General features: G+C 69.5%; 21 protein-coding genes and 1 pseudogene. 10 read left to right on the top strand and 12 right to left on the bottom strand.

The features are described from left to right. Positions 1–14 precede the first annotated feature (14 nt). Positions 15–1,199, top strand: a complete 1,185-nt coding sequence (locus P2424_RS17725) for a helix-turn-helix transcriptional regulator (RefSeq protein WP_276476716.1) — start codon at positions 15–17, stop codon at positions 1,197–1,199. Between the two features lie 299 nt (positions 1,200–1,498). On the opposite strand, the pseudogene P2424_RS17720 reads toward P2424_RS17725, so the two are convergent. After that, positions 1,499–2,419 (bottom strand): annotated as a pseudogene (locus tag P2424_RS17720) (LysR family transcriptional regulator); the annotation flags it as partial. An 88-nt stretch (positions 2,420–2,507) separates the two neighbouring features. Here P2424_RS17720 and P2424_RS17715 point away from each other — a divergent pair. The 5 genes from P2424_RS17715 (at position 2,508) to P2424_RS17695 (ending at position 7,158) form a co-directional block, all read left to right on the top strand. Next, the gene (locus P2424_RS17715; RefSeq protein ID WP_276476715.1) at positions 2,508–3,428 is read left to right on the top strand and encodes a zinc-binding dehydrogenase; all 921 of its coding nucleotides are present in this window, start codon (positions 2,508–2,510) and stop codon (positions 3,426–3,428) included. Continuing rightward, a complete protein-coding gene (locus P2424_RS17710) occupies positions 3,425–4,345 on the top strand; it encodes an alpha/beta fold hydrolase (RefSeq protein ID WP_276476714.1) in 921 nt (306 codons plus the stop codon). The genes P2424_RS17715 and P2424_RS17710 overlap by 4 nt, the downstream gene beginning before the upstream one ends. A gap of 66 nt (positions 4,346–4,411) precedes the next feature. Then, entirely contained in the window at positions 4,412–5,158 is a 747-nt protein-coding gene (locus P2424_RS17705; RefSeq protein WP_276476713.1) for an SDR family oxidoreductase, read from the top strand. A 402-nt stretch (positions 5,159–5,560) separates the two neighbouring features. Next, the gene (locus tag P2424_RS17700; RefSeq protein WP_276476712.1) at positions 5,561–6,568 is read left to right on the top strand and encodes a helix-turn-helix domain-containing protein; all 1,008 of its coding nucleotides are present in this window, start codon (positions 5,561–5,563) and stop codon (positions 6,566–6,568) included. A 275-nt stretch (positions 6,569–6,843) separates the two neighbouring features. Further along, complete coding sequence (locus P2424_RS17695) at positions 6,844–7,158, top strand: hypothetical protein (protein WP_276476711.1); 315 nt, start codon at positions 6,844–6,846, stop codon at positions 7,156–7,158. A gap of 141 nt (positions 7,159–7,299) precedes the next feature. Here the strand turns inward: P2424_RS17695 and P2424_RS17690 are convergent, their stop codons facing one another. Next, entirely contained in the window at positions 7,300–7,572 is a 273-nt protein-coding gene (locus P2424_RS17690; protein ID WP_276476710.1) for a hypothetical protein, read from the bottom strand. Between the two features lie 14 nt (positions 7,573–7,586). On the opposite strand from P2424_RS17690, the gene P2424_RS17685 reads away from it, so the two are divergent. Next, the gene (locus tag P2424_RS17685; RefSeq protein ID WP_276476709.1) at positions 7,587–7,709 is read left to right on the top strand and encodes a hypothetical protein; all 123 of its coding nucleotides are present in this window, start codon (positions 7,587–7,589) and stop codon (positions 7,707–7,709) included. Positions 7,710–7,729: 20 nt separating this feature from the next. Here P2424_RS17685 and P2424_RS17680 read toward each other — a convergent pair whose 3' ends face one another. Both P2424_RS17680 and P2424_RS17675 read right to left on the bottom strand, forming a co-directional pair. Beyond that, positions 7,730–8,182 carry a YbhB/YbcL family Raf kinase inhibitor-like protein gene (locus P2424_RS17680; RefSeq protein ID WP_276476708.1) on the bottom strand — a complete coding sequence of 151 codons (453 nt, stop codon included), beginning with the start codon at positions 8,180–8,182 and terminating at the stop codon, positions 7,730–7,732. 277 nt (positions 8,183–8,459) lie between these two features. Then, on the bottom strand, positions 8,460–9,008 hold the full coding sequence (locus P2424_RS17675) for an RNA 2'-phosphotransferase (RefSeq protein WP_276476707.1): 549 nt from the start codon (positions 9,006–9,008) through the stop codon (positions 8,460–8,462). A gap of 228 nt (positions 9,009–9,236) precedes the next feature. On the opposite strand from P2424_RS17675, the gene P2424_RS17670 reads away from it, so the two are divergent. The 3 genes from P2424_RS17670 (at position 9,237) to P2424_RS17660 (ending at position 11,910) form a co-directional block, all read left to right on the top strand. Then, entirely contained in the window at positions 9,237–9,701 is a 465-nt protein-coding gene (locus tag P2424_RS17670) for an ABC transporter permease (RefSeq protein WP_276476706.1), read from the top strand. 252 nt (positions 9,702–9,953) lie between these two features. Continuing rightward, positions 9,954–10,526 carry a dihydrofolate reductase family protein gene (locus tag P2424_RS17665; protein ID WP_276476705.1) on the top strand — a complete coding sequence of 191 codons (573 nt, stop codon included), beginning with the start codon at positions 9,954–9,956 and terminating at the stop codon, positions 10,524–10,526. Between the two features lie 334 nt (positions 10,527–10,860). Beyond that, positions 10,861–11,910, top strand: a complete 1,050-nt coding sequence (locus P2424_RS17660) for a helix-turn-helix domain-containing protein (protein WP_276476704.1) — start codon at positions 10,861–10,863, stop codon at positions 11,908–11,910. A 34-nt stretch (positions 11,911–11,944) separates the two neighbouring features. Here P2424_RS17660 and P2424_RS17655 read toward each other — a convergent pair whose 3' ends face one another. The 8 genes from P2424_RS17655 to P2424_RS17620 form a co-directional block, all read right to left on the bottom strand. Then, positions 11,945–12,463 carry a hypothetical protein gene (locus P2424_RS17655; RefSeq protein ID WP_276476703.1) on the bottom strand — a complete coding sequence of 173 codons (519 nt, stop codon included), beginning with the start codon at positions 12,461–12,463 and terminating at the stop codon, positions 11,945–11,947. Between the two features lie 91 nt (positions 12,464–12,554). Continuing rightward, entirely contained in the window at positions 12,555–12,938 is a 384-nt protein-coding gene (locus P2424_RS17650) for a hypothetical protein (RefSeq protein ID WP_276476702.1), read from the bottom strand. A gap of 92 nt (positions 12,939–13,030) precedes the next feature. Further along, on the bottom strand, positions 13,031–13,330 hold the full coding sequence (locus P2424_RS17645; protein WP_276476701.1) for an integrase core domain-containing protein: 300 nt from the start codon (positions 13,328–13,330) through the stop codon (positions 13,031–13,033). Next, positions 13,314–14,711: an IS30 family transposase gene (locus tag P2424_RS17640; protein WP_276476414.1), complete on the bottom strand. Its 1,398-nt coding sequence runs from the start codon at positions 14,709–14,711 to the stop codon at positions 13,314–13,316. Before P2424_RS17640 ends, P2424_RS17645 begins: the two co-directional genes overlap by 17 nt. A 32-nt stretch (positions 14,712–14,743) precedes the next feature. Next, complete coding sequence (locus P2424_RS17635; protein WP_276476700.1) at positions 14,744–15,361, bottom strand: IS3 family transposase; 618 nt, start codon at positions 15,359–15,361, stop codon at positions 14,744–14,746. Next, positions 15,358–15,666, bottom strand: coding sequence for a transposase (locus P2424_RS17630; RefSeq protein ID WP_276473972.1), 309 nt, complete (start codon positions 15,664–15,666; stop codon positions 15,358–15,360). Before P2424_RS17630 ends, P2424_RS17635 begins: the two co-directional genes overlap by 4 nt. A 488-nt stretch (positions 15,667–16,154) precedes the next feature. Then, positions 16,155–17,030 (bottom strand): ABC transporter permease, encoded by an 876-nt coding sequence (locus P2424_RS17625; protein WP_276476699.1) that lies wholly within the window; start codon positions 17,028–17,030, stop codon positions 16,155–16,157. Continuing rightward, positions 17,027–17,938: an ATP-binding cassette domain-containing protein gene (locus P2424_RS17620; protein WP_276476698.1), complete on the bottom strand. Its 912-nt coding sequence runs from the start codon at positions 17,936–17,938 to the stop codon at positions 17,027–17,029. Before P2424_RS17620 ends, P2424_RS17625 begins: the two co-directional genes overlap by 4 nt. Positions 17,939–17,957: the final 19 nt, after the last annotated feature.

Below are 17,957 nucleotides of genomic sequence, written 5' to 3'. Positions count from 1 at the left end.
TGGAGGGGACACACATGGCTGATCCATGCCGACCGGTGCTGTCGGCCGTCGCACGGGCTACCGACGCGTTCGAGCTGTTCAGCCTGGCTTCAGCCGGTGTGCGGAAGTCCGTGCCGTTCCACTCGGCCGTGTGGACGGCCGTCGACCCGGAGACCGGTCTGATCACAGCGCCGATGCTGGTGGAGAACCTCGGCGACGGGGAGAGGTGTGCCACCTACTGGGAGAGCGAGATCCTGGACGAGAACATCCTGCCGTTCCGCGAGCTGGCCCGTGCGTCCCTGCCGGCGGCCGGGCTGCGTGCGGCCACCGGTGACCTGCCTGCCCGCAGCGCCCGCTTCCGGCGCCTCCTGCTCGGCCAGGGCGTGCACGACGAACTGCGCGCCGTACTGCGGGTCGGCGACCGGCCGTGGGGGCTGGTGAGCCTGTTCCGCAACACCGGTGCGTTCCGTCCGGACGAGATCGCGCTGCTCGCGGACCTGTCCGGCCCGCTGGCCGCGCGGCTGCGCACCTTCACCCAGCCGTCCGAGTCCGCACCCGGTACCGACTCCCCTGCGCCCGGGCTGATCCTCTTCGACGAGTCCGGCGAAGCCACGTCGGTCAACGCGGAGGCACGACATCTCCTCGCGCTGCTGCCGAAGGGGCCGGCCTTCCCCTCACCGCTGGGGCTGAAGCTGCCCATCTGGGTGATCGGCACAGCCCTTCAGGCACGGGCCATCGCCGACGGCCGCGACCACGGCAGAGCCCGGGTGCGCATCCGGACCACTGAGGGCCGCTGGCTGGTCTGCCATGCGTCCTGCCTCACAGGACCCGGCGGCAGGACCGGCCCGGTGGCCCTCGTCATCGAGCCCGCGACACCCGCCGACTTGGCGGTCCTCATCGCCGAGGCGTACGGCCTGACCTCGCGGGAGCTCCAGATCACGCAGCTCGTCGCCCGCGGGATGACCACCGCTGAGATCGCGGCGACGCTCTTCATCTCCCCGCACACGGTCCGCGACCATCTGAAGGCCGTCTTCGCCAAGACCCGCGTCTCCAGCCGAGGCGAGCTGGTCGCCCGGCTGTTCACCGAGCACTACTGGCCCGCCCTTCCGGAACCGGTCCGACTCCGACGCCCCGGCCGGCCCCCCGTCCGGGCCCGGATCCCGTATCGCCCCGCGGTGGCCGGACACCTCGGCCGGAAGGAGACCGTGCAGGGGGAATGACCGCATCCGGTGGACTGCCCTGCGGAGTCTCCCTCGTCGGCCAGGGACAGCGGGGCAGCCGTGCGTCTCGTGATTCCGTTGCGGGCCAGAGGGGAGCAGGCGGCCAAGAGGGAGGCGAGGACGGCAGCCGGCCCGGAGGCGAGGACGATCGGTGCGGGCCGTGAGTCCGCTCGCGCTGTGCCACGTGCGGGCGAGTGCTGGCACATGGAGTACGCCCGCCCGGCAGATGCCCGGCCGGCGCCGGGACCGGACTGCTCCGCCGACCTCGACGAGGTCATTCCGGTCCGGGTCCGGGGGTCGCTCGCGGGTGGCTCGGGCAGCCATTCGCGGGTCGGATCGTACTCCAGCCATCGACTCTGCCCTGCTTCCTCGGCGCAGGCGGCAACGAGGCTGTTCAGGCCAGGGCGCCCGTTGCCGGCACGCCACAGCAGCGACCAGGCATACAGCGGCGTGGGATCGACCAACGGAACGGAGCGCAGCCCGGGGACCTCCGGCAGTGGCACATCGGCAGGCATCAGCGAGAAGCGTCGCGGCTCCTCCGCCACCTCGGCGAGGAAGTGGGCGAGCCCCAGGTTGACGCTCGTGGCCGTATTGTGGATGCCGAATCGGTCGGCGAACCGTTGGAGGAAGTCGAGTCGGTCCAGCGCGCCCGGCGCCCACAGCACGCTGTCGCGCAGCTGGTCCGGCGGCAGCGCCGGTTCGGCTGCGAGCGGGTGGTCCGCGCTCAGTACGGCGTCCACCGGTTCGAGGCGGACGAGGCAGTGTGCCAGCCCCGCGGGAAGCGGGGGGTGGGCCCGGCCCAAGGCAGCGTCGATGTCGCCGTGCAGCAGTGCCGTCGTCACTGCCGGCAGATCGCGCCCGTGCCCCAACTCCAGCTCTCCGGCCCGCCCGGCAACCTGGGCCAGCGTCCGCATCGGCGCGTAGAGGTGTCCCCAGACATCCACGCGCAGCGGACGGTCCTCGCCGACCGCCGCCGCGACCGCGCCGTCGGCGGCAGTCACGGTCTGCCGGGCCGGTGGGAGGAAACGCCGGCCCGCCTCGGTGAGGCGTACGCCGTTGCCACCGCGCTGGAACAGCTCGGTGCCGAGCAGGGATTCCAGCCGCGCGATCCTCTTGGACAGCGCCTGCTGGGAGATGGCGAGCGTCCCGGCCGCCCGGCCGAAGTGCAGTTCCTCGGCGGTGCGCACGAAGGCACGTACCTGCGCCATGTCGAGATCCATGGCTCTCACCATAGGTGACAACCGAAAGTTGTCGGCTTTGCTTGTTCGTTGTTGGATCGCGGGAGGGCCGCGGGGTTTGCATCTCTCCATGCAAAGACTGATTCCCACGGGGGAAGCGGCGCGTCCGGTCACCTTCGCCGAGGTCCCCCGGCCCGTGCCGGAGCCCGGTGAGGCACTGATCAAGGTCGAGGCGTTCGCCCCGAACCGGGGCGAGACATTCCTTCTCGAACACCCCCGGCCGGAGCTGCTTCCCGGCAAGGACATCGCAGGGCTCGTCGTACAGGCGGCGGCCGACGGATCCGGCCCCGGCATCGGTACCCGTGTGGTCGGGCATCCGGCCCAGGGCGGCTGGGCCGAGTACGCAACCGTGCCCACGCACTCGCTCGCGGCACTGCCGGACAGCATCGACAGCGTACGGGCGGCGGCTCTGCCCCTGGCCGGGATCACGGCCCTGCGACTGCTGCGTACGGCCGGTTCCCTGGCCGGCCGAAGGGTGCTTGTGACCGGCGCCTCAGGCGGCGTCGGCCACTACGTCACCGAGATGGCCGTCGGGGCGGGAGCCGAGCTGACCGCGGTGACAGCCACGCCGGTGCGTGGCGAACGGCTCGCAGAGCTGGGCGCGAACGTGGTGCACGAGGTCGACGCGGCCCGGGGACCATTCGATGTCGTGCTGGAATCCACAGGCGGAGCGGCTCTGGCCCTCGCCCTGGCGAAGGTACGCCCGGGCGGCACGCTCGTCTGGTTCGGTCAGGCGAGCCGCACTCCGGCGACCCTTGACTTCTTCCAACTCCTCGGCGGGCCCGAGCGCGTCACGATCCAGCACTTCCACTACGCCGAGGCCCCGTACGGCTCCGATCTCACAGCCCTGGTTCGCCTCGTGCAACAGAGCCGCCTGCACCCGGAGGTCGGCCGCATCACCGGCTGGGCAGAGACCGCCGACACCCTGGTCGACCTCCGCGAACGCCGGATACGCGGCAAGGCAGTCCTGCTGACCGGAGGAGCACGATGAGCGCCACCGACTTCGCCGCCGCCCAGTGGACCCGCGCCACCGGCACCGGCGTGGACCCGCACGAGTACCGGCGCGTCACCGAGGACCTCGCCTCCGTCGCCGACTGGGGCCCCTCCTTCCTGCGCACCGTTCACGGCTACCTACAGTGCGCGGAGGATGCGGGATCGTCCCTCTCCGCGGGTGAGTACCTGCTGATGGCGGCCCGGTGGTTCCACCTGGCCACCTTGGCACCGTACGCGGACGCACCCCGTGCTGCCGTCGAGGCGGACCACGCCCTGAGCCGGGCACTGACGGTGCTGGAGCCCGGTGCGCGGCGGGTGAGCGGCGAGGGATTCACCGGCTGGCTGCGCGGCCCCGCCGATGCGCCGGGGACCGTGGTCGTCGTCCCCGGCCTGGACTCGGCCAAGGAAGAGTTCCTCGATCTGGTGTCCGTGCTGCTGGCCAGGGGTCTTGCGGTGTTCGCGATGGACGGCCCCGGGCAGGGCGTGCTCGCGGCCACCACGACCCTCGTGCCGGACTACGAGCGAGTCGTGGGCCGGGTCGTCGACGCCCTCGGCGTCGCACGCATCGGACTCGTAGGCATGAGCCTGGGCGGCTATTTCGCGGCCCGGACCGCGGCGCTGGAGTCGCGCGTGGCGGCCGTCGCCACCGTCAGCGGTCCGTTCCGCCTCGACTGGGAGGAACTGCCCCCGCCGGTACGAGAGATCATGACCCGACGGGCGGGGGGTTCCGACGCAGCCCGCGAGTTCGTACGTCCGGTGGACCTCGCCGCCCTGGCCCCCCGCATCGCGGATCCGCTGCTGGTCGTGGACGGAGACCTGGACGTCATCCCGCGTGACGAACGGCGAGCCCCTGGCCCGTCTGGCACCCCACGGCAGCTACCTGTCCGTCCCCCACGGCGACCACCTCCTCGGTAACGCGCGGCCCGACTGGCTGCCCCACCTCGGCGATCACCTCGCGCACACCCTGACGGGAACACCGGCATGAACCGCTTCACCGACAAGACCGTCCTCATCACGGGCGGCACCAGTGGCATGGGTCTGGCGACCGCACACCGCCTCGTCGCCGAAGGCGCCCACGTCATCGTCACGGGCCGCACCCGCACGCGGCTGAACTCCGCCGTGCAGAAGCTCGGCCCGGGCGCCTCGGGAGTCGTGGCCGACACCGCCGACCTCGGCGCGGTGGATGCGCTGATGCAGACCGTCCAGGACCGTCACGGCCGCCTGGACAGCCTCTTCGCGAACGCGGGCACCGGCACATTCCTGCCGTTCGAGAACATCACCGAACCGGACTTCGACCACGGCATCGACGTCAACTTCAAGGGGGTGTTCTTCACTGTCCAACAGGCACTCCCACTCCTGACAGACGGAGGTTCGATCGTCGTCAACGCCTCCTGGACCCTTCATCGGGGCAACAGCATCCTGACCCTCTACTCGGCCACCAAAGCCGCGGTGCACAACCTGGCCCGAACCCTCGCCGCCTCTCTCGCCCCGCGCGGTATCCCCGTCAACTCCGTCAGCCCCGGGTACATCGACACCCCGATGTACCCGGCAGACGCGCTGACCGAAGCGGAGACAGCGGCGGTCACCGGCCAGATCGTCGCCGGCCGCTTCGGGCGCCCGGAGGAGGTAGCCGCGGCTGTGGCGTTCCTCGCCTCGTCGGACGCGTCCTACATCAACGGTCAGGATCTCGTCATCGACGGCGGCTTGATCGGTGCCGTCCCTGCTTGATCATGTGGCCGAACACGCTTGTCGAAGCCGGATGACCAGGGCCCGAACTGCTTCGAGTCCGACGCACATGCGCTGTTCCGCCCCCACCAGACGGTCTCGCGGGTGGCGAAAGTGGCGCTCACCAGCTCGGGGACGCAGCCCGCACCGGTTGCGGGCTGCTCCAGAGCGGCCCCCCTTCCCCGTCAGGAGGATGCCGGCTGCGGCCCGCCCGGGCGCGGCGGCAGCCGCGGCCTTAAGCATTCGAGCCGCTCACGGCGGAGAACCGTCGTGCCGACTCGGCTGAGGGCTCGGCCCTTGGCGTGTGTCCTTCTGGAACCCGGCAGGGCAGCCGTTGAACACTGCCGGTGGCCCGCTCCTCGACCATCGGGCGGGGCCTCGGATGTCTTCTTGGGGGAGATCGCGATGGGAACCACAGGCGAGTGTGTGGATGTATCGGTCGAGGAGGTCGGCGAGTGGGCGGAGATCACCGCACTGGCGCTCGTGACGACACGGATCAAGGCTGTCAGCCAGGAGAAGCCGTTCGTGGCGCGGCTGCGGACCATGCCTATGGGCGCATCCCAGATGTCCGAGCTCTCCTACAGCGCGCTGGTTTCGCAGCGCACGCCCAGGCTGATCCGGCAGTCCGACCCGGAGCTCTTCCAACTGGTCGTCATCAACTCCGGCCGCCAGCGGATCGAGCAGGCGCGTAACACCGGTGTGATCGAGAGCGGCCAGATGGTGCTCTACGACAGCTCTCGTCCCTTCGACGCCTCAGCCGAGGAGTCCCCGGTCGGCACGCGGGCGGGAGGAGTGATGTTCCAGTTCCCCAAGTCCACGCTGTGTTTCCCCGCGCGGCGGCTGGACCGTCTCCTGGCCGTTCCGATGACCGCACGCCGGGGGCCGGGCCGCTTGGTCGCGCAGTTCCTCACCGCCGCCGCCGAGTACCGGGCTTGCACACCCTCCGACGCGCTCCGGCTGGGGACCACCGCCGTCGATCTGGTCAGCACGGTCCTTGCACACCACTTGGACCGCATGAGCGATGTCCTGGTCGACTCCCGCAAACGCGCCCTGTACCTGCGCGTCACCTCCTTCGTGCAGGAGCACCTGGGTGACCCCGCACTCACCGTCGACCGCATCGCGGCGGCCCACCACATGTCGGTTCGCTCATTGCACCGGCTGTTCCAGCAGCACGGAAACAGCGTCCGGGCATGGCTGCGCGACCAGAGGCTTGAGCGCTGTCGGCGTGACCTGGCCGACCCCCTGCAGCGGCACCTGTCGGCCTCGGCCATCGCAGCGCGGTGGGGGTACCCGCGCCCGGCGGACTTCAACCGCGCCTTCCGCGCCCGCTACGGCGTCACCCCCGGTGCCTATCGCAACCGGACACACCACGAAACCACTGCGGGTATCTCCCGGCCTGCTGCGAAGCCGTGATCCGGCGGCGGAGCCGGGGCCCCCGCCTCACCGGCGAGACCTCCCTCTTTCCACACGACCCGACGCCTGCGAACCGGCCTCACTCGAGAGGCGGAGGGGCTCTGCGTGACCGCTTCCTGGCTCGCCAAGTCTGAAAGGGGCGCTCGTCGCCAATACCCTGACACGCTGTGCCAACGGCAACCCGCCTGTTGCGACGCAGACTTTCCTGCCGGAAGCGCTGTGCCTTTCCCACCGACGGGACGCAGTACCGCCACGATCGATTGGGAGTCAGAAGTATGAAAACCGCCAAGACGCTCGCCGCCGCCGGCGCCACCGTGGCGCTGGCGCTCGGCTTCGCCGGAACCGCATCCGCAGCAGGGCAGCAAAACACCGGCGTATCGGACACCATCTGCCAGACGACCGGCGTGGGCACCGCGACCGCAGGCGCGTGGTGCGAAGGCGAGACACGTCTTCACAGCCACTACGTCAAAGCATGGTGCAGTGACGGGTCCGTGGTGACCGGCGCGACGGTGGGCGACCGCGAGTGGTCGTACGCCACGTGCCCACACCCGCAGGCCGTGACCAACGCGATAGCTGTGACCGACTGGTAACGCCTGTAGTTGCCCGGCCCCACGCGTCTTCGACGGACTTGCGCTGACGGACACACCCTCGCGCAGACACGGGGCTCTCCGGCTGATGCCCGCCCCCTCCGGGCGGCGGGCATCAGCGCGTGGAAGCAGGAGGGCAACCCGTTACCTGCGTTCGGGGAAGGGAAGCTGCTCACTGAGCAGCCGGGGCCGAGTCCGCCGCATGCTCGCCGGAGTGTCGGCCCGGGCCGTTGTGCCCCGGCACAGCAGCAGCGGGGTGCCGGACAGCGACATCCGCCCCCGGACCAGCACCGAGGGCGGGAGACGAGGTCCCGGTCCGGCACCGGCTCCTCGACCGCTGCGGCCACGTGCGGCGGTGGCGATCCCGTCGACCAGCCCGCGCCTCTCGCCGAAGTACCAGTCGGCACCGACAGGCACGCTGACCGCCTCCTATGCGGCTGTCCTTCGGCCTCGCGGCCCAGGCCGAGGATGCGTCTCCCGGCGAGGCACTGCTCGGCGTCGCGGAGGCAGCGCTCGCCGCCCGGGACACCCTCACGGCGCCCAAGGGCCGGTAGCCGAACGGGCCAGGAGCCCGTCAGCGCTGGTAGAGGCCGACGATGCTGCCGCTGGCCAGCGCGGCGTCGTCCACCGTGCGGTGCACGTCCTCGGCGGAGGCATTGTCGGGGACCCGCACCGGCTCGGGCAGGGCGTACAACCGGAAGAAGTATCGGTGCGCCTTGTCCCCGGCCGGCGGCAGCGGGCCGCCCCAGCCGGTACCGCCGAAGCCGTTGGCGAGCGGGGTGCCGCCCCGTGGCGTCTCCCCGGCCTCCGCGGATCGCGCGTCCGGGTCGATGCCCGTGACCAGCCAGTGCAGAAAGGTGCCCGACGGAGCGTCCGGGTCCTCGCACAGCAGCAACAGTTCGGCGGTGCCGTCCGGCACGCCGGACCACTCCAGAGGCGGGGAGATCTCCTCGCCCTCCCGGGTGTGGCGGCGCGGGATCACCGCGTTGTCGTCGAACGCCGAGGTGCTGAGCTGGATACCGGCCATGCGCGTACGGGTAACCCCGACGCGCTCCCGCGTACCCTGCCGTGGGCCAAGTGGCCGACGAGAAACCACCGGGCGGGTCCTCCCCCCGACGAGGGCGGCTCTCCCTCAACGCCCGTCCGCCTCCTCGTCCGCGCCCCCGCGGCCGGAAGCACCGGCAGCGCCACCGTGCCCCGCCGCCGGCCCCCGGAACCAGCCGCGGTCACCGAGACCACGGTTGACCACGGCCGTGTCGCCCTGCTTCCAGCCGTGTCGCTTCCATGCACCCGAGCGGCCTCGGTCAGTGGGGGGAGTCGAGAAAATGAGGCGGCACGGAAGCGGTCAGCCACACTCCGTTCTCGCTCCGGTGGAAGACGTGGCCCTGCTCGTGCATATGCGCCGCGGCGACCGTCAGCACGACGGCACGTCCCCGGCGGGCCCCCACCCGGGTCGCCGTCTCGCGGTCCGGTGAGAGATGGACCGCATGCCGCGCCATGGGGCGCAGACCCTCCGTCCGGATCGCGGCGAGGAAGCGGGGCACGGTGCCGTGGAAGAGCACGGGCGGCGGCGCCGACACGGGCAGGTCCAACTCGACGGGTACGGTGTGCCCTTGATTGGCCCGGATGCGGGCGCCGTCGGGGGAGAGGGCGTACCGCTGCTTGTCGTTGGTGACGACCACCTCTTCGAGTTCGGCCCGTGTGACGGGGAACCCGTGGGCTGCCGCGGCGGCCAGCAGTTCCCCGGTGTCGGCCCAGCCCCGCGCGTCGAGGCTGAGCCCGATGCGGGCGGGGTCATGGCGCAGATGGCGCGCCAGGTACTTGGAAACGCGGACCTTCCGCTTGTCGTCCATATGGGAAGAGGATGCCGCGTACGCGGCACCGGCCGCACCGGGTTATCCCCCGACGGTGTGCTGGGGGCGCTGGTCGTGTCCGTTCAGGATGCGGACCAGCGTGGAGATGATGACCGCACTGTTCGCGAGCGCGTGGGCAGGAACGAACTACCTGCAGGACATCGACCGCGGCGCGCTGGACCGGATGCTCACCTCGCCGCCGACCGGGGCGCCAGGGTGATCGCGACCATGGCATACCAGGCGATCCAGATGCTCATCCAGAGCCTGATCATCGTCGCCATCGCCCTGGCCGCCCTGGTCGTCCAAGCCCGGTTCCCCCGGGGGGGCGTTTCCGGTCTCGGCATCACAGTGCTCGCCGCGGTGCTGCTGACTCTGATCTTCTCGGCACTGTCCGACGCAGTGGCCCTGCTGACCCGCCGGCAGGCGACGCTCATCGCGATCTCCCAATTCACCACGCTGCCGCTGATGTTCCTCAGCTCGGCCGTGATGGACCTCGGCCTCGTCCCGGGCTGGGTCGGTGTCGCAGCCGACCACAACCCGGTGGAATGGGCAGTCGACGTGGCCCGGGAGGCGATGGGGGCCCACCCCGACCGGAGCACGGTCGGGGCGCGCCTGAGGCTCCTCGCAGCAGCAGCCCTCGTAATGGGCCTGCTGTCCACGCGCGCCTTCCGCACCTACCGGAAGCAGGCGTGAGGTGACGGTCGGGTCCAGTAGGAGATCGGCGGGCCCTCCAAGTACGGCAGGCCCGCCATGCCGTCCGACAGCCACGGCCGACAACGGGAACGGTCGCGGCCGCCAGGACATAATGGGAGCGGGAATGACCGATGAGTTTCTCAGCCGTCCTCGGTCGGAACACATGGCTGGTGCACAGCGACCGTGAATGCGGTCGGCGCCCGCACCGACCGGACCTTCAGCGAACCGCACACGAGACTCGAGGAACCCCAAATGCGTACTCTGATCAGCACTGCGTTCATCTCGCTCGATGGTGTTGTGGAGGCTCCCGGCGGGGAGCCCGGCTACCGGAACTCCGGGTGGACCTTCAAGGAGATCGAGTTCCTTCCCGAGGCGTTCGAGATCAAGGGCCGGGAGCAGAAGGAAGCCACCGCGATGCTGCTGGGCCGGACCAGCTATGAGGCGTTCAGCCCCGTGTGGCCCGACATGGAGGACTTCGCCGACTACAAGCTGATGCCGAAGTACGTCGTCTCCACCACCCTCACCGAGGAGCAGCTGGTTTCGAACTGGGGCGAGACGAGGATCCTGCGCTCCCTCGACGACGTCGCCGCGCTGAAGGAGACGGAGGGCGGCCCGATCATCCTCCACGGCAGCGCCTCCCTGAACCGGGCCCTCGGGGACGCCGGCCTGATCGACCGCTACCACCTGCTCGTCTTCCCGCTCCTGCTCGGGGCGGGCAAGCGGCTGTTCAGCACCACGGACAAGGACACCCAGAAGTTGAAGCTCGTCGAGCACGAGGCCTACGCCAATGGTCTGCAGAAGAATGTGTTCGACGTGATCCGCTGACCAGGTCCCCTTGCTCGCCGTTTGCGACCCGCGGGTCAGCTGTGGCCGGTCGCACGGCTCCCCGCGCCCCCACGGGGCGCGAGGTGCACTGCGCAGCCCGGACAGGCCGCACCCCGACCCCCTGTGACGCAGCAGAGGCACCATCAGCCGCCCGACAGAGTGCGGTCGCCCCGACTGCACGCGCCGCTACCTCGACCGCTCACGCGGCGCCCGGCGCACCTGGTGCGGGATGACTTTCGGACGTTCTGATTTCTCCTGGAACCGCCGCACTCGCGTCTCCGTCTGTCACTGCGGTATGTCACGGGGGACGTATGACCGGGGGGAAGTGCGGGACATGCTGCGGATCGACTTCGGCACGGACGACCTCAACCGGCTGCGGCTGGCCACGGACAGCGACTTCATGTGGGACGTGGTACTCAGCCTGCAGTTACTTCAGAACCGCCACTCGGCGCTGATTTTCGACCCCTGGCGTCAGCAGGTCCGCGAGAGGCTCGCGCGATCGGGGCTGCTCCGGACGGCTCGGGCGCTGATGGAGTTGTGCCCCTGCGCACCCTACTTTCCGGACTTTCTCACCCCCGGCCGCGGCGATCCCGACCCGGACGCCGGGCTGGACGCGGTGCTCTCCACTCCCAGGCGGCGGCTCGGGCAGGAGATCGCCAAGCTCCACAAGGACCGGCCGATGCCGACGGGCGCCCGCAGGCTCGCCGAAGGCGGGAGCGACGTGCTGCATCGCCTGGGGGCGGCGATACGCCGCTATCACGCGGTGGCGGTGGCTCCGTACAAGGCGGCCGTCGACCGTGCCGTCGGCTCCGACCGGTCGGCGCGGGCCGGCTCGGCGCTCACCACGGGCGCCGAGGGACTGCTGGCCAGCTATCAGCCGGAGCTGACCTGGCGCGACGGGCGCATCGAATGTGGCTATCCTTTCAGCCGGAGCCTGAGGCTGAACGGCCGCCCGCTGACGCTGATCCCGTCGTTCTTCTGCACCCGGTGGCCCATCACCCTGGCCGCGCCCGAATTCCCTCCAGTGCTGGTCTATCCGATTCTGCCGGTGCCCGGCTGGCTGGCGGAGGCCGATCAGGACCCTGGCCCTGAGGCGCGGCTGCACCGACTGCTCGGACTCACCCGGACCCTGGTGCTGGAGTTGCTCGGCCGGCCCATGTCCACCAGCGGGATCGCCGCCAGGCTGGTGCTCTCGCCGGCCAGCGCCAGCCGGCACGCCGCGGTGCTGCGCGAAGCGGGGCTGGTCAGCTCCTTCCGGGACGGGCACCGTGTGCTGCATCGGCGGACGGCACTGGGGGAGGCACTGCTCAACGGCGCGGTCAGCGGCGCCGTGTGGGACGCGAAGACGGCAGGTGTGCGTGACGAAGTGCTCGCCTCGACCTGACCGTCGAGGCGAGCACTCACTCATGGTGAGGATGTCAGCAGTTCTTGATCTTCCAGACCGGGTCCCAGTCGATCGGGCGGTTGGGATCGGGCGCGGTCGAGGTCTGGTAGGTCCCGCCGCTCGAGTTGTAGAAGTGCGCCTTCGTGCCGGTGGTCTGGTTGTTGTAGTAGTTGCCCTCGCCGTTCCAGTAAGACAGCGAGTAGGTGTTGCAGTAGTAGAGGAAGAACACCTTCCACTTTCCGACGGTGGGGTCCCATACCGGGGTGCACAGGTTCCCGTAGTCGCAGGTGTACGAGCCTGCGGAGACCACGTACTTGTAGCCGGCGGACGGCGAGATCTTCGGTGAGGTCGCGGTGATCCCCGCGCTCGCCCGCTTGTTCACCGGAGCCGGCGGTACCGTCGCCCTTTGGCCGCTCCCCACTCGCTCAGCCGAACCGGTGGCCTGTACCGCGTCGGGCGCCTGCGCCTGTGCTGCCGGCACCGTCGCCAGCATCGTGCCGGCGGCCATGCCCACCCCCGCGACGAGCCCCGCTGCCTTTCGACGGACCTTCATCTATGCCCCTCCGAGAATCCGACGATGAACTCTGCGCGACCCATCGTGGGCTCTCCGCAACCGGCAGGCGCAACATTCGACGGAAACACAATCAAATGCGAGAAAACAGGACCACTGAGGCGCGTGGGTCCCCCGCAGGCCAGGACGGCGACCTGGTCGGCAGAAGGCCGTGCTCGCGGTCCGAGACATCGAGAATGGCACGCACCATTACCGCGCTCATCCCACTGGGGACGGGGAGCAGGCCGCGTTCGTAGAGGTCGGCCACCGCGGCGTTCGCCTTGGCGTTGAGCGTCGTCGCGGTGGAAAAGTTCATCGGGGGGCGCCCATGTGCCGGTGCTGCACGAACTGCCGACGAGCCCGGTGAACCCTCGCGGGCCGGGAAGCCGATGATCACCCGGGCGTTGGTCTCCAGCTGTAGATCGTGATCTCGCTGGTGGGAGCCGATACGGGGATAGGCGTGGCCACCGCTGATCATCGTGAGTTGCGTGGACTGACGATGAGACGGTGGCCGCAGGTCACAGCATGATTGAGCTTGTTCCGCTTTGACGGACACCGTCGGTGTGGTGGTCAGGCCGCTGTGGTGGCGGCTTCGTAGTCGGCGGGGGTTCGGTAGCCGAGGCTGCTGTGCAGGCGTTTGAGGTTGTACCAGCTCTCGACCCATTCGAAGATCGCGGCGTGTGCGGTGGCTTTGCTGGGCCATGGGCTGTCGCAGGGAAGTTCCCTCTTGAGGGTGGCGAAGAACGACTCGGCCAGCGCGTTGTCCCAGCACTGGCCGGTGCGGCCGACGGACAGCCGGATGCCGAAGCTGTCGGCGAGTTCGGCGAATTCACGGCTGGTGTACTGGACGGATTCAATCGGTCGTCGCAACGTTGACTGGTGGGAGCGATCGTAGCTGCTTGGTAAACACTTCAGCCGGGGTTCGCCACCCGAGGGTCTTCCGGGGTCGGTTGTTGAAGACGGCCGCGACGGCCTGGAGTTCTTCGCTGTTCCAGCGGGACAAGTCGGTGCCCTTGGGGAAGTACTGACGCAGCAGGCCGTTGGTGTTCTCGTTGGTCCCGCGTTGCCAGGGGCTGTGTGGGTCGGCGAAGTAGACAGGGATGCCGGTCTCGACCGTGAAGGCGGCGTGCGCGGACAACTCCTTTCCGCGGTCCCAGGTGAGGGACCGCAGGAGCTGCTCAGGCAGCGTGGTCATCGTCCTGGCCAAGGCATCCTTCATCGTGATGGCGCCGTATCCGGCCAGGGCAGGGCCGTTCTTCGTGCGCGGGATCACGCCGTAGCCCTCCTCGCGCGGCAGGTGGACCAGCATGGTGAACCTGGTGGTGCGCTCGACGAGGGTTCCGATTGCCGAGCGTTTCAGCCCGATGATGAGGTCGCCCTCCCAGTGCCCGGGAACGGCGCGGTCCTCGGCCTCGGCGGGACGCTCGCTGAGGAGGACCTTGTCGGTGACGTGGGCCCACGCCTTCTGCCGGCCGCGAGCCCGGGGAACACGCAGCGCCCGTCCGGTGCGCAGACAGGCCACCAGCTCGCGTTTCAGCGCGCCACGTCCCTCGACGTAGAGCGCCTGGTAGATCGCCTCGTGGCTGATGCGCATGTCCTCGTCGTTGGGGAACTCGATGGGTAGGCGTCGCGCTATCTGCTCCGGGCTCCATGCTGTCACCCAGCCTCTGTCCCCGCGGTGCGGTTTGTTGCGCCCCTTCCAGGCCGGGCCCTCGGGGCCGACACGGTTGCCTCCGGCGTCGGTGACGTCCCCTGACAGACGGGCCTGGACATAGACTCGCAGTCTTGGATTGTCCACGAGCTTGGCTGTCTTCGGGCGCCGGGCCCGGCGTTCAGCGTGCCACTGCGCGGTCGAGGCCCGGTAGTCCAGCGTGTAGGTCCGAGTGGAGGCATTGCGCCGTAGCTCACGGGAGACAGTCGACGGCGCCCGTCCGAGCCTGCGGGCGGTCTCGCGGACGCCGGCGCCCTGGGCATGCCAGACAGCGATGTCCTCCCGTTCTCGAAACGACAGGTAGCGCCCGGACACTTCATCAGGAAGACACGGATTCACGCCGCCAGCGTGCCGGAACCAGCGGAACCCCACCGGCCCGGACACCCCCGCAGCACTGCACGCAACCTCGGTCTTGGCACCCCGAGCAATCTCCGTCCAGAACCTGACCCTGTCCTCACGCCAGGCCACCGACGGCCTGCCCGGCGACGGCATCAACCCCCGGTACGCACGAACCTGCTTGTGCCGTTCCACAGCACCCATCGCTCCACCTTCCGATCAAGGTGTTGCGACGATCAGTTGAATCCGTCCTGACAGCCGCGGTCGGAGTGGAAGATCACCGAGGCGGGTGGGCGGCGCCGGTGGCAGGCCGCACGCAGGGCGTCAGCGACGAGGCCGGTGCGCAGGTGGTCGGCGGTGGCCCAGCCGACGACGCGGCGGGAGGCGATGTCGATGACGGTGGCCAGGTAGAGCCAGCCCTCGTGGGTGGGGATGTAGGTGATGTCGCCGCACCAGCGGGTATCGGCGGCGGCCGGGTCGGGCTGGAAGTCGCGGTCCACCAGGTCGGGGCGGGACGGCGCCGCCGGATCGCAGACCGTGGTGCGGTGCTTGCGCCGACAGTGGCGGCCGGTGAGGCCGGCGGCTCTTATCAGGCGGGCGACTCGTCGGCGTCCACAGACGGTGCCCTCGCGTTTCAGGGCGGCGTGGACGCGTGGGGCACCGTAGGTACCGCGGGATGCCTGATGGACCTCACTGATCCTCCCGCTCAGTTCCGCATCACGCAGCGCACGGGCGCCGGGGACGTCGGTGCGGCGGCAGTAGAAGGCGGCACGGGAGACCTTCAGCAGCTCACAGACGCGTTTGATGCTGTGGCCTGCCTGCTTCTCCGCCTCGATGAACGGGTCGATGTTCACCGGGTCTCCGTCGCGAAGAAAGCCGTGGCCCGCTTGAGGATCTCGACATCTTCGCGCAGACGCCGGTTCTCCCGGCGCAGTCGGGCGAGTTCCTCGTTCTCACTACTGGTCAGCCCGGGTAGCCGGCCGGCGTCGGTCCCGGCCTGGTGGAACCACAGCCGCACCGCGGTCTCCGTCAGGTCGAAGTCCTTGGCGATCTGGCCGATCGAGCGGTCACCGCGCTGACACAACTCAACGATCTCGGCCTTGAACTCCGGCGTGAACGAGCGGCGAGGACGCGGCTTCTTCTTCCCCATGCTCTCCATGATGGACATCCTTCCGGGGCGACGCCCCCTGATCTCGAATGTCCGTCAAACCGAATCAAGCCCACGCCCACTCTTCCAGGAACGCACGCCCGGCGCATTAGCTCTGCGTGCCAACAACACAGCAGCACCTGTTCACCATCTGCCGGTGATCGCGCTACGGATGACCTGCCATTCACAACCGGCAACAGTGGTGCAATGTGATCCCACGCCGCATCCGTCAACTTCCCCACCACGGAGAGGAAGTGTGCCGGACTGTACTGCGCAACCGTGTGGACCGGGGGCTTTTCATCTGCAGGAGGTGCGGGTCGTTGCCCACGCCGACCGGAATGCTTCCCACAACCTCGCCACCCGTGGCGAGAGCGTGTGGAATGCGGCGCGTGAGTCACGCGTCCCCGCCACCCCATAGAGGTGTCTGGACGGAGGAGCCCACCCAGCAGCCAGCTGGACGCTACCTCCAAGCCCGGACCCTCAGAACCGGTCAAGTTGACTCATACGTCCCTGCGTCGTATCACGAGCAGCGCGATGGCCACTGCTGCGGTGGACCACGCGCCGTAGACGATCCACGCCTCGGTGATTGTCAGCGGGTACTTGCCAAAGTCGTGCGCCCGCTCCGGGTTCGTCACCAGCCGTTCCCAGGCACTGAGCGGCATGGCGTTGCCGATTTCCTTGACCCAACGGTAGCGCTCGCCCTGGAGCAAGGCCGGAATGAGCAACAGCAGGGCGATGACGGCAACGATGGAGCCTGCGGCGTGCCGGACGGCCGCGCCCACCGCCATACCTACCAGCGCACACAGCGGTGCCAGGAGAGCGGCTGCGGCGACGGCGCGCAGTGCGCCAGGATCGCTGAGCGACAGGCCGCCGTACTCCCTCAGCAGCATTTGGGTGATACCAAAGGAGGTGCTGGAGACTAGCGTGCCGAGCGTCAGCATGACCGCCGACACCACCGTCACCTTGGCGGCGATCACTGCCTGCCGGTTGGGTACTGCGGCGAAGGTCGTACGGATCAGTCCACTGGTGTGTTCGCCGAAGACCGCGATCCCTCCCACCGTTGCAGCGATGATCATGAGTAGCTGCCAGGCGGGATCGACGAATGCCGTGTGCAGCGGATCGAACAACAGCTCAGGGCGGGCCGGAACCCCCGCCGGCGGATCCGACGGCATCAGCGGCTGGTGCGCCAGCCGGTCCGCGTTGGAGGCGGCCGAGTTGATATTGATGCCGATCACGGTCAGCGCGCCGGCACCGAGCACCCAGTAGGTGGAGCGCAGTGACCAGAGTTTGATCCATTCGGCGGCGAGGAGATGACGGAACCGGGCGAGTTCCTGGACCGGAAGGCGGGCGGGGGTCTTGTCGAGTGTGGCGGTCATCGGTCAGCTCCTGCGGAGTATTCGACGCTCTCTTGGGTGAGTTCCATGAACGCCTCCTCCAGGGAGGCCGAGTGCGGGCTGAGCTCGTGCAGCCGCACCCGGTGTGTGAAGGCGAGTTCGCCGATGCGCTCCGCTGGCAGACCGGTCACGGTGTACGACCCGTCGAGCTCTGCCCGTACCGCCGCGCCCTCGTCCGTCAGCAGCCCGGGGAGGAGGTCCGCCTCGGGCGTACGGACGCTCACCCGCAGCTGCGTGCTGCGGGCCGCGAAGTCCCGCAGGCTCTCCGCCGCGATCAGTCTGCCGCGGCCAATGACGATCAGCTCCTCAGCGGTCTGCTCCATCTCCCGCATCAGATGGCTGGAGACAAGCACTGTGCGGCCCTCGTCCGCCAACTGCTTGAACAGGCTCCGCACCCAGCACACGCCCTCCGGGTCGAGGCCGTTGAGCGGCTCGTCGAAGAGCAGTACGGGAGGATCGCCGAGCAGGGCGGCGGCGATACCGAGCCGCTGTTTCATACCCAGGGAGAACCCGTCGATCCTACGGTCGGCCGCCTCTGCCATGCCCACCTCTGCCAGCACCTCCGCGACCTGCCTGCGCGGCAGTCCGTTACTGACCGCCAGCACCGTCAGATGGGCGCGGGCGGTGCGGCCGCCGTGCACGTCGTGGGCGTCGAGCAGAGCGCCGACGTGCCGCAGGCCGCGGGGACGGTCGTCGAACGGCTGCCCGTCGACGGTCACGGTGCCGCCAGTTGGCTGGTTCAACCCGAGGACCATCCGCAGCGTGGTGGTCTTCCCGGCACCGTTCGGGCCCAGGAATCCGGTGACCACGCCTGGTCGCACGGTGAAGGACAGTCGGTCGACGGCGGTGGTCCGGCCGTAGCACTTGGTGAGTTCGGTTGCTTCGATCACGTGTCCACGCTGCCGGGGC

The sequence above is a fragment of the Streptomyces sp. WMMB303 genome (assembly GCF_029351045.1).
Classification (GTDB): Bacteria; Actinomycetota; Actinomycetes; order Streptomycetales; family Streptomycetaceae; genus Streptomyces.
Note: the sequence above shows the minus strand (reverse complement) of the source record. Positions and strands in the feature narration are given on the sequence as shown.